This window comes from Vibrio sp. QJM3NY_26 (assembly GCF_057786005.1).
The window spans coordinates 765,902-782,104 of record NZ_CM173515.1 but is presented as its reverse complement, the minus strand read 5'-3'; the positions used below and the strand labels follow the sequence as shown (position 1 = coordinate 782,104).

The 16,203-nt window shown below is 43.9% G+C and carries 15 protein-coding genes; 10 read left to right on the top strand and 5 right to left on the bottom strand.

The window, feature by feature from the left end; translation table 11 throughout:
• The 8 genes from rlmH (at position 1) to lipA (ending at position 7,945) form a co-directional block, all read left to right on the top strand.
• Positions 1-471 carry a 23S rRNA (pseudouridine(1915)-N(3))-methyltransferase RlmH gene (gene rlmH / locus AC3CH4_RS03395; protein ID WP_004735246.1) on the top strand — a complete coding sequence of 157 codons (471 nt, stop codon included), beginning with the start codon at positions 1-3 and terminating at the stop codon, positions 469-471.
• Between the two features lie 6 nt (positions 472-477).
• On the top strand, positions 478-2,370 hold the full coding sequence (gene mrdA / locus AC3CH4_RS03390) for a penicillin-binding protein 2 (RefSeq protein ID WP_488543298.1): 1,893 nt from the start codon (positions 478-480) through the stop codon (positions 2,368-2,370).
• Positions 2,370-3,491 carry a rod shape-determining protein RodA gene (rodA, locus tag AC3CH4_RS03385; RefSeq protein ID WP_054548035.1) on the top strand — a complete coding sequence of 374 codons (1,122 nt, stop codon included), beginning with the start codon at positions 2,370-2,372 and terminating at the stop codon, positions 3,489-3,491. Before mrdA ends, rodA begins: the two co-directional genes overlap by 1 nt.
• Positions 3,492-3,494: 3 nt before the next feature.
• The gene (locus AC3CH4_RS03380; protein WP_488543297.1) at positions 3,495-4,334 is read left to right on the top strand and encodes a septal ring lytic transglycosylase RlpA family protein; all 840 of its coding nucleotides are present in this window, start codon (positions 3,495-3,497) and stop codon (positions 4,332-4,334) included.
• A gap of 93 nt (positions 4,335-4,427) precedes the next feature.
• Positions 4,428-5,609 carry a serine hydrolase gene (locus tag AC3CH4_RS03375; protein WP_017079939.1) on the top strand — a complete coding sequence of 394 codons (1,182 nt, stop codon included), beginning with the start codon at positions 4,428-4,430 and terminating at the stop codon, positions 5,607-5,609.
• A gap of 235 nt (positions 5,610-5,844) precedes the next feature.
• Complete coding sequence (ybeD, locus tag AC3CH4_RS03370; RefSeq protein ID WP_017079938.1) at positions 5,845-6,120, top strand: DUF493 family protein YbeD; 276 nt, start codon at positions 5,845-5,847, stop codon at positions 6,118-6,120.
• Between the two features lie 195 nt (positions 6,121-6,315).
• Positions 6,316-6,975, top strand: coding sequence for a lipoyl(octanoyl) transferase LipB (gene lipB, locus AC3CH4_RS03365; RefSeq protein WP_017079937.1), 660 nt, complete (start codon positions 6,316-6,318; stop codon positions 6,973-6,975).
• 4 nt (positions 6,976-6,979) lie between these two features.
• Positions 6,980-7,945 (top strand): lipoyl synthase, encoded by a 966-nt coding sequence (lipA, locus tag AC3CH4_RS03360; protein WP_004735240.1) that lies wholly within the window; start codon positions 6,980-6,982, stop codon positions 7,943-7,945.
• Positions 7,946-8,119: 174 nt separating this feature from the next.
• On the opposite strand, the gene AC3CH4_RS03355 is transcribed toward lipA, so the two are convergent.
• The 3 genes from AC3CH4_RS03355 to AC3CH4_RS03345 form a co-directional block, all read right to left on the bottom strand.
• Positions 8,120-9,481, bottom strand: a complete 1,362-nt coding sequence (locus AC3CH4_RS03355) for a sodium-dependent transporter (RefSeq protein ID WP_488543296.1) — start codon at positions 9,479-9,481, stop codon at positions 8,120-8,122.
• A gap of 302 nt (positions 9,482-9,783) precedes the next feature.
• The gene (locus AC3CH4_RS03350; RefSeq protein WP_488543295.1) at positions 9,784-10,542 is read right to left on the bottom strand and encodes a YggN family protein; all 759 of its coding nucleotides are present in this window, start codon (positions 10,540-10,542) and stop codon (positions 9,784-9,786) included.
• A gap of 87 nt (positions 10,543-10,629) precedes the next feature.
• Positions 10,630-11,103 (bottom strand): GreA/GreB family elongation factor, encoded by a 474-nt coding sequence (locus AC3CH4_RS03345; RefSeq protein ID WP_488543294.1) that lies wholly within the window; start codon positions 11,101-11,103, stop codon positions 10,630-10,632.
• Between the two features lie 145 nt (positions 11,104-11,248).
• Between AC3CH4_RS03345 and AC3CH4_RS03340 the strand changes: the two genes are divergently transcribed.
• Complete coding sequence (locus AC3CH4_RS03340; RefSeq protein ID WP_488543293.1) at positions 11,249-13,183, top strand: RecQ family ATP-dependent DNA helicase; 1,935 nt, start codon at positions 11,249-11,251, stop codon at positions 13,181-13,183.
• 155 nt (positions 13,184-13,338) lie between these two features.
• On the opposite strand, the gene dinB is transcribed toward AC3CH4_RS03340, so the two are convergent.
• A complete protein-coding gene (dinB, locus tag AC3CH4_RS03335) occupies positions 13,339-14,415 on the bottom strand; it encodes a DNA polymerase IV (RefSeq protein ID WP_019350587.1) in 1,077 nt (358 codons plus the stop codon).
• Positions 14,416-14,578: 163 nt separating this feature from the next.
• Here dinB and AC3CH4_RS03330 point away from each other — a divergent pair, with 163 nt between their 5' ends.
• Positions 14,579-15,820, top strand: coding sequence for a diguanylate cyclase (locus AC3CH4_RS03330; RefSeq protein WP_054548041.1), 1,242 nt, complete (start codon positions 14,579-14,581; stop codon positions 15,818-15,820).
• A gap of 127 nt (positions 15,821-15,947) precedes the next feature.
• On the opposite strand, the gene nqrM is transcribed toward AC3CH4_RS03330, so the two are convergent.
• Positions 15,948-16,202, bottom strand: coding sequence for a (Na+)-NQR maturation NqrM (nqrM, locus tag AC3CH4_RS03325; RefSeq protein ID WP_004735214.1), 255 nt, complete (start codon positions 16,200-16,202; stop codon positions 15,948-15,950).
• Position 16,203 lies beyond the last annotated feature (1 nt).

The window sequence follows — 16,203 nt, the reverse complement described above, 5'->3', positions numbered from 1 at the left end:
TTGAAGATCCAGTTAATCGCAGTTGGTACAAAAATGCCAAAGTGGGTCGAAGAAGGCTTTAAAGAATATAAACGCCGCTTCCCTCATGATATGCCATTAGAACTCATTGAGATCACTGCGGGAAAACGTGGTAAAAATGCTGATATTGCACGTATTCTTCAAAAAGAAGGCGAAGCAATGTTGGCAGCAGTGCCAAAAGGCAACCGCATTGTCACGCTTGATATCCCAGGTAAAAAGTGGGATACCCCACAACTGGCAGAACAATTGGAAAGTTGGAAGTTGGATGGACGCGACGTTTCTATCCTTATTGGCGGGCCTGAAGGATTAGCACCTGCGTGTAAAGCGGCTGCAGACCAAAGCTGGTCTCTATCGGCGCTTACTCTCCCTCACCCATTAGTACGCGTTATCATGGCGGAAAGCTTGTATAGAGCTTGGAGCATCACTGCTAACCACCCTTATCATCGAGAATAAGCGTTAATGTTACGTAAACGTAGCCAAATCCGTGATTACAAAGCAGAAGCACGACTATTTACTAGTCGTGCTTTTGTTGCGTTTGCGGGGATCATAGTCATGATGTCGATGTTGGTTGTTAACCTGTACAACATTCAGGTCAACCAATATCAAGACTATAAAACCCGCTCTAACGACAACCGTATCAAGGTCGTTCCAATCGCACCTAACCGTGGTTTGATTTACGATCGCAACGGTGTACTTCTTGCCGAAAACCGCCCCGTTTTCAACCTAGAAATTACGCCCGAAAAAATCAAAGATATGGATGACACGCTCGTCCGTCTACAAACGTTAATCGAGATTCCACCTGAACGTATCGAGCGTTTTAATCGTGACCGCCGCAATTCACGACGCTTCAAGTCAGTGCCTATTCTAAATCAGCTCACCGAAGAGCAAGTTGCGGTATTCTCTGTAAACCAGCATAAATTTCCGGGTGTTGAGGTAACAGGCACATTAAAACGTTTTTATCCGTATGGTGATGTACTGACTCACGTTATTGGCTATGTATCGCGCATCAACGATCGCGATATACAGCGCTTAGTACGAGAAGAAAAAGACGCCAATTACAAAGCAACACGTGACATCGGTAAACTTGGTATTGAGCGCTACTACGAAGACATGCTGCACGGCACCGCGGGTTATCAAGAAGTTGAAGTAAACAGCCGTGGACGAGTCATTCGCACACTAAAATTTGTCCCTTCGGTTCCGGGTAAAGATATTGTACTTAACTTAGACATCAATCTTCAGTTATACGTGCACAAACTGCTCGATGGACGCCGTGGCTCTGCCATCGTTCTGGATCTGAAAGACAATGGCGTGTTAGCAATGGTGTCTAGCCCAAGCTACGACCCAAATGCCTTTGTACATGGTATCTCCTCTAAAGGTTATAACGCTCTACTACAGAACAAAGATCGACCTTTGGTTAACCGTGCCACATTGGGTATTTATCCACCAGCTTCTACGATCAAACCGTTTATTGCCGTTGCTGCTCTACAAGAAGGTGTGATTACACCGAATACAACGCGTAATGATCCAGGCTATTGGAAAATACCTAACTCCAAAACCAAGCCGTTTCGCGACTGGTTACGTTGGGGACACGGTGTTGTTGATATAGAGAAAGCGATTGAAGAATCAGTTGATACCTTCTTCTACCAAATCTCCTTTGATCTAGGTATCGACCGTTTATCTCAATGGATGATGTTATTCGGCTTTGGTGACTACACAGGCATTGATATTTACGAAGAAAGTAAAGCCAACATGCCAACTCGTGAATGGAAAATGGCAAGACACCGTGTGCCTTGGTATCAAGGTGACACCATCCCTGTTGGTATCGGACAAGGCTATTGGACGGCAACACCGATGCAAATCGCTAAAGCCACGTCTGTATTGGTCAACGAAGGTGAAGTAACAGCGCCTCACCTATTACGTGCGACGATCGATAATGGTCAGCCATTCGATGACCAAACAGTATCAGAGATCGAAACTTATCCTCCAATCACTGGTGTTAAGCAGAAATACTGGGATATCGCGCAAGAAGGCATGAGACTGGTAAACCACGGTAAGAAAGGTACTGCAAGACGTTCATTCCAAAAGATGTCTTACCAAACCGCTGGTAAATCAGGAACTGCGCAAGTATTCGGTCTCAAAGAAGACGAAGAATACAACGCGGACGAAATCGCAGAGCATTTACGCGATCATGCACTCTTTACGGGTTATGCTCCTTTTGAAGATCCAGAAGCGGTTGTGACTATCGTATTAGAAAACGCAGGTGGTGGCTCATCAAATGGCGGCCCTGTCGTTAGAAAAATATTAGACCATATTATTCTCGCTGAAGAAGATGAAAGTAAGGCAACAAAATAATGAAACTTGATCCTTCTACTGGACGAAATAGAGCCTTGTTTGAAAGGCTCCATATCGATCTACCATTACTGCTCGGTATTCTGGTGTTGATGGGCTTTGCCTTATTGATCATGTACAGCGCCAGCGGACAAAGTCTTGCGATGATGGATCGCCAAGCAATGCGTATGGTGCTGTCTTTAGGTGTCATGATCTTCTTAGCACAACTTTCGCCTCGTACGTATGAAACCTTGGCCCCGCTGTTATTTGCAGGCGGTGTCATCTTACTCTTGGGCGTGTTGTTCTTTGGTGAGGCATCTAAGGGTGCCCAACGTTGGTTAAATTTCGGTTTTGTTCGATTCCAACCCTCTGAACTATTAAAGCTTGCGGTACCTTTGATGCTGGCTCGATTTATCGGTAAACGATCACTGCCGCCAACCTTTCAAACATTAGCGATCTCGCTAGTGATGGTGTTTGTACCTACCATTTTAATCGCTAAGCAACCCGACTTGGGTACATCTATCCTTATCGCCGCATCTGGTATCTTCGTGATATTCCTGGCTGGTATAAGTTGGAAAATCATTGCCAGTGCCGCAATAGCGTTAGGGGCATTTATCCCAATATTATGGTTCTTTTTGATGCGTGAATATCAAAAAGTACGAGTAAGAACCCTTTTTGATCCTGAATCAGATCCATTAGGTGCGGGCTACCACATCATTCAAAGTAAGATTGCGATAGGTTCGGGTGGTATATCAGGAAAAGGTTGGCTACAAGGAACTCAATCCCAACTGGAATTCATTCCAGAGCGTCACACTGACTTCATTTTTGCGGTAATAGCCGAAGAATGGGGCATGATTGGTATTTTGTTCTTGCTTGCTATCTACCTATTCATTATTGGACGGGGTTTAGTACTCGCGAGCCAAGCGCAAACAGCATTTGGTCGAATGATGGGCGGCAGTATTGTACTGAGCTTCTTCGTTTATATCTTTGTAAACATTGGCATGGTAAGCGGTATTCTACCCGTGGTTGGTGTTCCTCTACCTCTCGTCAGCTATGGCGGTACTTCAATGGTTACCCTTATGGCTGGTTTTGGTATTTTAATGTCGATCCATACACACAGAAAAGCATTTTCAAAGGCGACCTAATCGATGTCTATTACAATATTTCAAAGAAAAGCATCTTTGGTTGATGAGCTGCCAATCAAAAAAATAGCCTCTATTCTAGGCTTAGCGATTTTAATCAACGGCTGTTCTTCACAAAAGCCAACCGGTCGCTACGATATTGATACGGATATTGCACCAGATGCACCTATCTCGGTGGAGCATCTAGAAGATGCTCACCCTCAATATGAACCTTATAGTTTAGGTGGTAACACGAATTACACTTTGCGTGGCGAAGACTACAAGATCGTAAAGAAGACCGAAGGTTTTACTGAGAAAGGCAAAGCCTCTTGGTACGGTAAGAAATTTCATGGTCACTTAACGTCTAACGGCGAGATCTACGACATGTATTCAATGTCGGCAGCGCACAAAACATTGCCAATTCCAAGCTATGTAAAAGTGACAAATACTGATAACAATAAAACGACGACTGTTCGTATCAATGACCGCGGTCCATTCCATGAAGGTCGAATCATTGACCTTAGTTATGCGGCAGCTTATAAGCTCGATGTGTTGAGAACCGGCACCGCAAATGTTGAGATAGAAGTCATTACTGTGGCTATGCCAACCGACGCAAATAAAAAGGCCGCTTTACCGCAATTTATCATTCAAGTTGCAACTTCTCCACATGAAGACAGAACCGAGAAGTTAGCCAAAGATCTAGGTGAAAAGCTAGCTGTAGCAACGTTCTTGCAGCCAAATGACGATAACTACCGTCTGATGCTTGGGCCATTTCATGACTATGCTCTGACTCAAGAGAAATTAGAACAAGTTAAGCTAATGGGTTACCCGTCAGCTTATATAAAAAAACACACACTAACCCGCTAATTAATCTAACAGTTACTTCTGGTAATCAGCGCTCTGGTGTGACAGAGTGATTCTGTTAATATATGAATAGTTCACCAAATAATTGCATTCAAAATGATTAAATCTAATAAACTTGTTAAATCGATTTTTGCTACTTCTGTTGCTCTTTCTGCAACGATAGCTACATCGTCATTCGCCGCTCCAATTGTAGTCCCTGATGCACCCCAAATCGCCGCTAAAGGTTTTGTTCTGATGGATTACCATTCAGGCAAAGTACTAGCAGAGAAAGAGATGAACACTCAACTTTCTCCAGCAAGTTTAACCAAGATGATGACGAGCTACGTGATCGGCCAAGAGCTAGAACGTGGCAACATCAATCTAAACGACGATGTTGTAATCAGTGAGAATGCTTGGGCTAAAAACTTCCCAGATTCATCGAAAATGTTCATTGAAGTGGGCACAACGGTTAAAGTGGAAGAACTGAACCGTGGCATCATCATTCAATCAGGCAACGATGCTACTGTTGCAATGGCTGAGCATATTGCTGGTTCTGAAGATGCATTCGTTGACCTAATGAACGCATGGGCAAGCTCTATCGGCATGAAAGACACGCACTTTGCTAACGTGCACGGTCTAGACAACCCGAATCTATACTCAACACCTTATGATATGGCGCTACTTGGTCAGGCGCTGATTCGCGATGTTCCTGATGAGTACCGTATCTACTCAGAGAAAAAATTCACTTACAACGGCATCACCCAGTACAACCGTAACGGTCTGTTATGGGATAAGAGCATGAACGTTGATGGCATCAAAACGGGCCATACAAGCAAGGCAGGTTATAGCCTAGTAAGCTCAGCAACCGAGGGCAAAATGCGCCTAGTTGCTGTTGTGATGGGAACTAAAAATGCTAACGCTCGTAAAACAGAAAGCAAAAAGCTGCTTAGCTACGGCTTCCGTTTCTTCGAAACAGTGGCGCCACACACAGCCGGTGAAACCTTCGTAGAAGAGAAGATCTGGATGGGTAGCAAGGATACAGTTGCACTAGGTGTCGACGAAGATACTTTCGTTACCCTACCTCGTGGTCAAGCTAAGAACCTAAAAGCAAGCTTCGTTCTTGAAAAGGAACTAGAAGCACCAATCAGCAAAGGCGATGTTGTCGGTAAACTATTCTACCAAGTTGATGGTGAAGACGTTGCTGAATACCCACTACTTGCACTTGAAGATGTAGACCAAGGCAGCTTATTTAGTCGTCTATGGGACTACCTAGTATTGCTGTTTAAGGGTTTATTCTAAACCAGTCAAAGCTTTGCTCTAAGCAATACACAAGCTCAGTGCAAAGCTAACTCAATGAGTAAGTTCATTATTTACTCATTGACGAACTAAAAGCCGCCATGTGCGGCTTTTGTTGATCTTGAGTTCAGAGATATTTACACGTAATATTCCGCCCTATTACTCGTGTCTGTTGACCGAACACGCTTTTTATCGACATTTCGCCAATTTGCGAGAGTCTAGCCTTTTGGAGCTATTCATGAACATCAATTCTGATGCAAAACTAAAAGATCTCTTAGAGTTCCCTTGTTCATTCACTTACAAAGTAATGGGCTATGCAAAGCCAGAACTTACTGAGCTAGTGCTAGAAGTGATCCAGCGTCACGCTCCTGGTGACTACAGCCCAACGCTAAAACCGAGTGCGAAAGGTAACTACCACTCTGTTTCTATAAATATTACGGCGACTTCAATTGAGCAAGTAGAAACGCTTTATAAAGAACTGGGCGAGATAGAAATCGTTCGTATGGTTCTGTAATCTCCGATTACACATGAAAAACAGCGGCTTATTGCCGCTGTTTTTGTTTGAAGCACCCTATCTAGGTCAAATTCATTCAACTTAATTTTCAATAAATACAAAGAAAGTTGAAAAACCTTGCAGTCCGTCTGTAGTTAGAATCATGTTTCGCGTTTATAATGCGTTCACTTTATTAATCCTTGGGGGAGTGCTACTTTGCAAAATAAGCTAATCGTAAAAAAATTAGGCCGTCAGGATTACGAACCTGTATGGAAAGCCATGCATAAGTTCACAGACGAACGCACAGAAGAAGACGTAGACCAAGTTTGGTTGGTTGAACACAACCCTGTCTTCACTCAAGGACAAGCAGGCAAAGCCGAGCATGTACTAAATGCTGGTGATATCCCTGTCATTCAAAGCGATCGCGGTGGCCAAGTGACTTATCACGGCCCAGGTCAGTTAGTCGCATACTTTTTGATTAACATCCGCCGCAAAAAATTCGGAGTACGTGATTTGGTGACTCATATTGAGAACCTCGTAATCAACACTCTGAAAGCTTACAATATAAATTCAACTGCCCGACCTGACGCTCCTGGTGTCTATGTCGATGGCAAGAAAATCTGTTCACTCGGATTACGTATTCGACGTGGCTGCTCGTTCCACGGGTTAGCACTCAACGTCGATATGGACCTGTCTCCATTCCTACGCATTAACCCATGCGGTTACCAAGGCATGGAAATGGCGCAGGTAAGCCAACTCGGCGGACCAAGTGAACTAGAAAACGTTGAGCAACAGTTAATACAAGAGCTAGTAGAACTACTCGGCTATGACCAAGTAGACATTCAAGCCACCAGTAACATTACAGCAGAAGCATAAAATCATGAGCAAACCAATCCAAATGGAAAAAGGCGTTAAATATCGTGACGCTGACAAAATGGCATTAATTCCCGTAAAGAATATGCCTGCTGAACAGAAAGAAGTTCTACGTAAGCCTGCATGGATGAAGATTAAACTTCCTTCAGACAGCCATCGTATTCAAGAAATCAAATCAGCAATGCGTAAAAACAACCTGCACTCAGTTTGTGAAGAAGCGTCTTGCCCTAACCTAGCCGAGTGTTTTAACCACGGCACGGCAACGTTTATGATTCTTGGCGCTATCTGTACTCGTCGCTGCCCGTTCTGTGATGTTGCCCATGGTCGCCCTGTTGCTCCTGAAGCAGAAGAGCCGAAGAAACTGGCTAAGACGATTAAAGACATGAAACTGAAGTACGTAGTAATCACTTCAGTTGACCGTGATGACTTGCGTGATGGCGGTGCTCAACACTTTGCTGACTGTAACCGTGAAATTCGCGAACAAAACCCAAATATTCGTATCGAAACGCTGGTACCAGACTTCCGTGGTCGTATGGACGTTGCGCTTGATCTAATGAAAGACAACCCGCCAGATGTTTTCAACCACAACCTAGAGACAGCGCCGCGTCTATACCGCAAAGCGCGTCCAGGTGCGAACTACAAATGGTCTCTTGATCTATTGAAGAAATTCAAAGAACAGCACCCAACTATCCCAACAAAATCAGGGGTGATGATGGGCCTTGGTGAGACGAAAGAAGAGATCGTTCAAGTACTGAAAGACCTTCGTGAACATGGTGTAACGATGCTGACACTAGGCCAATACCTAGCACCAAGCCGTCACCACTTACCAGTAGAACGCTACGTGCCGCCTTCTGAGTTCGATGAGCTGAAAGAAATTGCTCTAGAGCTAGGCTTCACTCACGCCGCTTGTGGTCCGTTTGTACGTTCTTCTTACCATGCAGACTTACAGGCTCAAGGTATGGAAATTAAGTAATCACGATTGCTTAACTAGAAATACGAAGGCGCTGACTATTATGTTCAGCGCCTTTTTTCTATCTTGTTCGTGCCACTTAAAAACAACAGAGCCACTCTTTATGAGTGGCTCTGTGCTTAACTTTTCAAGTTCTTCTGAGGGTTTAGGTTCAGAGAGTCCCGATAGGGTTCAGCGTTAGCCGAAAGAAGCCCAGATAACCGTTGCTACTAAGATTGGGCACACAAACTTCACATACATTGGCCAAACCTTACCAAACCAACCCAATTGGAAATCAGGGCAACCTTGCTCAAGCTCTTTCACTTTTGAAGCTCGGCTCCATACCCAACCACCAAACACGCAGAACATCAGTGCAGCAATCGGTTGAAGGTACTGAGTCGCAATCATCGCCACCATGCCAAACATCGCTGCAAAGTTGTAAACAATCACCACACTAAACAACGCGATAGCACTACCAATCACCCAGCTTGTTGGCGTTCGTCTGGTATTAAAGCGCTCACTAACAAGAGCAACAGGCCCTTCCAGCATCGAAATAGAAGAAGTTAGAGCAGCAATCGTTAGCAATAAGAAGAAAACAATCGCGAAGATCTGACCAAGTACGCCTAAGCTATCAAACATCAACGGCAGAACCGTAAATACCAGCGTGTCTGAGCTCAATAGTGAGCCGTCTTCAGCATAGATTTGTACACCTTTTTGCATCGCAACAAACATTGCAGGCATAACCACTAAGCCAGCAATAAACGCGACAGCAGTATCAACCAAAGTTACGTTCATCGCCATTTTTGGTAGGTTCTCTTTCTTGCTTAAGTAAGAACCGTAAACCAACATAGAGCAGCCACCAATGGTTAGCGAGAAGAAGCCTTGTCCCATTGCCGCTAGAATCAGTTTTCTATCCCACACTTTCTCAAAGTCTGGAACCAAGTAATGTTTCAGCCCTTCCATCGCACCTGCTTGCGTCATGATGTAAACAAACAGTAAGCCAAACAAAATGAACAATGCCGGCATTAAGCGAGTCGACCACTTCTCGATACCTTGCTTAACACCCCCCTGAACAATCAAGATAGTCAGCACATAGAATGCGACCGTACCAAATACATTGCGCTCAACACTGAAGCCTTTAAACCAATCAGCAACAGCTTCTAGACCGACAAGATCAGCGACTGCACCAATTAGGAAGCAAATCAACCAACCGCCGACAATACTATAAAAGGCTAACACGGCACTTGGGACACTTAGGCCAATCCAACCGACAAATTCACCGACTTTCTTACCTAACGGATTTGTCGTCAACGAGCGCATACTATCGACAGGGTTCGCTTGACCATGGCGGCCAATCGCCATCTCAACCACCAGCATCGGGAAAGCAACCACGAAAATCATGATTAGGTAAACAAGCAGAAAAGCGCCACCGCCGTTACTGGCAACTTGAGTTGGGAAACCCCAAATATTACCTAAGCCAACAGCTGCACCCGCCGCTGCTAAAATAAAACCCAAACGAGAGCTAAAGTGCTCTCTTGAAGAGGAAGATTGTTGGTTCATATTGCCCGCATCAAAAATCAGTGAACTAGTTGAGAAGTACAGTAATAAAAAGCAATGATAGGCACAACCAATAAATGAACAATTATCTAATTTTTACAATCAATGCGCTATTTATAACCACAAAGTTAACAATCTACCGGTGTTATCGTTCACCAAATAACGATCAGTCAAGATGTAGACCTAGGAAAACGAAGAAAGTATATCGGGTTAAATGCTCGTGCGGCTGAATCCATAGATCCATAAGCACATACATACAAAAAGAGCACCAAACGGTGCTCTTGTGATTCATCAGTCAATTCAGATTAGATCGTGAATACTTGATAGTCTTTTAGGTTCGGAATGATTTCATGCAGCTCTTGCTCTTGTTCTGCCATATCATCAAGTGAATCACAGAACTCATTCGCTTCCTCTTGCACTTGTTGAGAGTGTTCTTTCATTCGCTCTTCAACTTTAAGCTTTAATTCAGCCATGCTATCAGCCAATTCGGTAAGGTTTAAACCACCGTCTTGTTTCATTTTTTCTGACATCGCATTAAAAGCGCTGGAGATAAATTCTTGATTAAAGATTTCTTTCGCCTTCTCGAAATCTTCAGACCAACCATTGGCCATCGAATCAAAACTGTCTGCTGGTAACACTAACTCGCCATCTTTGTAGTAACGAGCTTCCAGTTCAGCAAAGTAGGTTTTCATTGATTCTTTTACATTATCAAATGATTCCGGTGAATCTAGGCTAGCCGCAATATCATCAATCACGTCATTCGCTAACGCTAGGCTATCGTTCGCCATTTGTTTCGCTCGTGGTAAGTACTCACTCATGCTTTCGCGGTATTTTTCAATCGCCGCTTGTTGGTCGGCATCAAGCTCAACCTTCTCACCATGGATATATAAGTCGTTGTTGCCATCGAAAACGGCAGTATCACCATTCACTTGATGGATTTCGACTTTTTGGTCATCGATTCGTAATTCATTTTTCAAATCAACTCGACACTGAGCTGCAAAAGTTGGCAGGCTCACAACAGCGGTAGCCACTGTTAATGATGCAATTAATACGCTTTTTTTCATAACACCCTCTCATCAATCTGCTCAACGACTATACCGCTAGTTTATGCTTCTTTGTCAGAAAAACGTTTATATTTATAAGCCTGTCATTCAGTCAATCGATACTACTTCATAGCAAAACTGTTTATCAGCGACCCTAAACTCAATTTCATCACCGACTTCTTTGCCCATTAGAGCCTGACCAAATGGTGCATTCGACGTCACGATGGCAATCTCATTTTCGTTCCATGTAACAGAAAGCCCCCCAACCTTAGGACCAAGGAAAAAGTGTTTATATTGATCATGCTCGTCAATAACGACAACATAGCTGCTGACGGTGATTCTTTCACTGTCTCGTAAGACGAGGTTCCGGTAACACTGGATGTCGTCTTCACACTCTTGCACTCTTACGGCTTGGCCATGAGCAAGATACGAAGCTTCTAATGCCAATGTATCGTACTTATGTTCAGGCACAGTCTCTTCATCGGTCGCAGCATCAATCGCACGCTGAGTCGCAGATTGGGCGATACGTAGTCGGGATTCGAGTTGCTCTAAGATTATTTGGCGAAGCTCAGACTTATTCATACTATTGGGGTGCTTTTCTATAGGAGCTACAGAATAGAATTAGGTACAATCAGGTGCAAGACATTTGATTCATCAAGCGACGCTATCATGAATGGACGCTCGCTTTATCATCAATACGACACTTAATAATTCAGGTAGAACATAAATGATTGAGCAGAAGTTAAAACAAATATTCGGATTCGACTCACTGCGTAATGGGCAAAAGCAAGTCATTGATAATGTTCTATCTGGTCATTCGACGGCGGCCATATTCCCAACCGGCTCAGGTAAGTCGCTTTGCTATCAATTGCCAGCGCTAGCATTGCCACATTTAACCTTAGTGATATCGCCACTGTTAGCTTTAATGAAAGACCAGCTCAGCTTCTTGCACAGCAAAGGCATTAGCGCAGCTGCAATCGAATCAAGCCAAGACAGACAAACCACCCAACAAGTGATGCAGTCGGTACGTAACGGAGACACCAAGATCCTGATGATCTCGGTTGAGCGTCTTAAGAACGAACGCTTTCGCCAGTTTATCTCCCAAGTACCAATCTCGTTACTGGTGGTCGATGAAGCGCACTGTATTTCAGAATGGGGGCATAACTTTAGACCAGACTACCTAAAGCTTCCCCAGTACCAAAAACAGCTCAATATTCCTCAGGTACTGCTGCTGACAGCAACCGCGACCACATCAGTTATCCAAGATATGAAGTCTAAGTTTGATATCGATGAAGATCGAGTTGTCGTTACCGGTTTCTATCGTGAAAACCTTGACCTCTCAATTCAACCTTGCGAACAAACCAGCAAACTAGAAACCTTGTGCAACGTCGTTAATCAAGCTTCTCTTGCTCCGACTATTGTTTATGTCACCCTTCAACAAACAGCAGAGATGGTGGCTCAGCAACTTCGTAACGCTGGCGTAAATGCTGTTGCTTATCATGCAGGTCTTAAGCCTGAAAACCGAGATGTAATTCAACATCAATTCATGAATGATGACGTGAACTGTATCGTGGCCACCATTGCGTTTGGTATGGGCGTCGATAAATCCAACATTCGCCGAGTCATTCACTTTGATTTACCTAAATCGATAGAGAACTACTCGCAAGAGATCGGTCGAGCAGGCCGAGATGGCCAGCCTTCAGAATGTATTCTTCTCGCCAACAAGTACGGCCTCAGTACACTAGAGAACTTCGTATTTGGCGATACGCCAGACAACATATCGATCCAAGCAGTATTGAAAGAGATCTACGAAAATCAAAACATTGGCGTTTCTGGCTCAAACCAATGGGAGACTATGCTTAACCAGCTATCACGTGAATCCAACGTTCGTCAGTTACCGCTAAAAACACTACTGGTGTATCTTGAAATTGAAGGCGTGATTGAGCCGAAGTACAGCTACTTTGCTGACTACAAATTTAAGTTCGTTCGCCCGAAGCAGCAGATCACCGAACAGTTCCAAGGCGAACGTCGTCATTTTGTCGAAGCGATTTTCCAGTGCTCGCCTCAAGCCAGAGTCTGGTGCCAAGTTGATTTCGATGCGCTGTGGACACATTTCCAGACTGATCGTCAGCGTGTGATTGCGGCAATCGATTATTTCAATGAACAAGGTTGGATTGAGTTGGAAAGTAAGCAGATCACAGATGTATATGCGATCCACAACACCTCTGAAGACATGATGCAGTTATCGGAACGTCTAACTGAATTGTTTAAAGAAAAAGAGAACAGCGAAATAAACCGTCTTAACCAAATGCTGAGCTTCTTTGAGGCAGACACGTGCCTAAGCTCACGCCTAGCAAGCTACTTTGCAGATGATAAGGCACCAACAAACTGTGGTCATTGCTCGGTATGCCGTGGTGAGGTGGCAATATTACCAACTGTCGATGTTGATCCCGTTGACGACGAAACCGTAATGACATGGATTCATGAATTTGTATCTAAGAGTCAACAATTGATCACCGACGAAGCCATTACGCGTTTTCTATGCGGAATAGCAACCCCGCTTTCAACTAAGCTTAAAGCCAGCAAAATGGTCGGTTACGGAAAGTTAGAGCAGCAACCATTCAGTGATACCTTAGCGCGAGTTAAACAGCTTCCTAGATAAGGCATCTCACGTATTGATATAGAAACTGGCTAGGCTATGAAGTCTAGTCGGTGCTTATCAGTGCACATCTCATTACTCTATTCCCACTTATCCTCTATCCTCTATCCTCTATCCTCACCTACCCTCTATTCTTATTACTCTCTAAACAAGACAGACTAAAAGAAACTCAACTGACGCATTTGATCTTTGGGTTGTAGCATCACGCTCAAACCAAGCAGGCGTATTTCTCGCCCCTGTTGTCTTTTCAGTATTTCACTTAACAGTTCTTTAAAGTGTTCACGATCTAGAGAGGCGTGGATGTGTTCAATTGTGGTTTGTTGAAAGTCGGCGAACTTGAGCTTAATGCCCTGCTTGATGATCGCTTTACTTGGGCTGGCTTTTTCGAGACGAGTTTCAAGCTCAGGAAACAGCTTATCTTCGATCACCTGCCAACATTCCTCGTAGGTAGAAATGTTTTGAGTAAAGGTGCGCTCCACACCTACCGATTTTCGTTCACGTTCGATGATAACTTCTCGGTCATCAACTCCATGACTGCGCTTCCATAGTGATGCACCTTGACGGCCAAACCTGAGCAATAGATCGCGATAATCAGACTCCTTAATATCCTTACAAGTAAAGAAGCCTGCTTGATGCAGTTTTTCGATACTGACCTTGCCAACACCGGGAATCTTTTCGAGTGGGAGCTCATCAATCACGGCTTGTACGTCTTGTGGAGGAATCACAAACTGTCCGTTAGGTTTGTTCATATCTGACGCTACTTTCGCTAGAAACTTTATTGGAGCGATGCCAGCCGAAGCGGTCAAGTTGAGTTCATTCCAGATATCGTGACGAATCGCCTCTGCAATCAGTGTGGCCGAACCATGACATTGCTTGGAATCGGTGACATCAAGGAAAGCTTCATCCAAAGAAAGAGGTTCAATGATGGATGTGTATCGAGAAAAAATTTCGCGGATCTTTTTCGATATCTCGACGTAGACCGACATTCTCCCGGGGACAACCAATAGGTTGGGGCAAAGCTGCAGCGCTTTTCCTGTTGGCATTGCAGAACGAATACCAAACTTGCGAGCTTCGTAATTACATGTACTCAAAACCCCGCGCTGTTTTTCATGTCCCCCGACGGCGAGCGGGCGATTTCTATAAGATGGGTTATCTCGCATTTCTACAGCTGCGTAAAAACAATCCATATCAACATGGATTATTTTTCTAACTTTCTCTTCGCCCGCACTACACATTTAGGAATAACTCAACCTTACAACTGTATCTATGAACAGTATAATCAATTATTCCTAGATTTAAAATGATCTGGAGTCCAGCTCAAGAGGTTTCTCTTCAATAGCCGCCTATTATTCTGATAGTATTGTTAAGGAGTATTTAGTCTATAAGTAGGGATAGCTTTTGAGTGAGAAAATACTAGTAGTAGAAGACAGTCGTGCATTCAGAAACTACCTGTACCAGCAATTTAAAAATGATGGCTATGATGTTTCACTGGCTGAATCTGTAGCAGAAGCCAAAGCTATCTTAGAGCAAGAGACGGATTTCTTGTGTGCGGTGCTCGATTACTGCTTACCCGATGGACAAGATGGTGAGATTATTGATTTGGTACTCGGCTATCAACAAAAAATCATTGTGCTCACGGGCATGTTCAACAACACACTTCGAGAGCAAGTACTCGCAAAAGGTGTGCTTGATTACATCCTCAAAGACAGCATGTCGTCAGTCAGTTACTTACTTCCTCTGGTTAATCGAATCTCGAATAACCGATACCATAAAGCTTTAGTTGTTGATGATTCTGCTGTGGTTCGTCGATATGTCGTCCAACTTCTTGAGCATCAATATATTCAAACGATTCAAGCGGAAGATGGAGAGCAAGCACTAGAGCTCCTCCAAAACGATCCTGATATCACTTTTGTCGTTACCGACCATGACATGCCGAACAAAGATGGCATTTCGATGACCCGTGATATTCGAGTCCAACACGATCGTAATCAACTCGCTATTCTCGGCCTATCTGGCAGTGATGATCGCACAATGACTGCTCGCTTCCTTAAAGCTGGCGCCAACGACTTCCTTTATAAGCCATTTAACCAAGAAGAATTTTTCTGCCGTATTCACCAATTACTCGACATGAAAGAAGCGACCAACGAGCTGTTTCGTCATGCAAACGAGGATGCTCTGACCGGACTTTGGAACCGTCGCTACCTATTCAATAAAACATGTAAAGGCTGCGAACATCGCAGTATCGCCATGATGGATATCGACTTTTTTAAAAAGGTGAATGATACCTACGGCCACGACGGTGGTGACGCGGTATTAATTGAGATTGGTAAAATCATCAAAGAGCACTTTAAAGATGATTTAGCGGCTCGCTTCGGTGGCGAAGAGTTTTGCATTCAGTCATGCGAACCATTTGAAGATTTTATAGAGACCTTGGAGTCGATGAGAGTTGCAATTGAAAATCATGAAGTGCAGCATGATTCACATGTGATTAAAGTGAGCATGAGCATTGGCGTGACCGACCAAGAAGGCTCTTTAGACGAGCAAATCAAAGCAGCAGACGAGCTACTTTATACCGCGAAAAAGCAAGGTCGAAACCAGTTGATATGCGCTCGTAATAACCTTCAACGCGTTAATGAGTAGCTCCTGCTTTCCTAGAGCACGAATCGAGTCAGCCTTTAAAATGAAAAGAGCCCAAGGTGTTAACCTTAGGCTCTTTGTTTTTTGAGGATCAGGTTTCGCTCCTAATCGTTATTGCTGCTAATCGCAATTAAGCAATACGATCTTTATTCCAAGAAGCTTCTTTTTGCTGACGCTCAGCCAGTTTCTCTTCGCGGTACGCTTCACGTGCTTCACGCTTTTTGCGCGCATCACAAGGTTCAGGACAGTTACATACTTTATCAATACCAACAGCACCTAAGCCACCACAGCTACCCTTCACAACTTTCTTTTGGATAATATAGCCAATAGACATCGCTGCGATTACTGCAAGAAAAACACCAAATGTAATCAGAAATGTATTCATA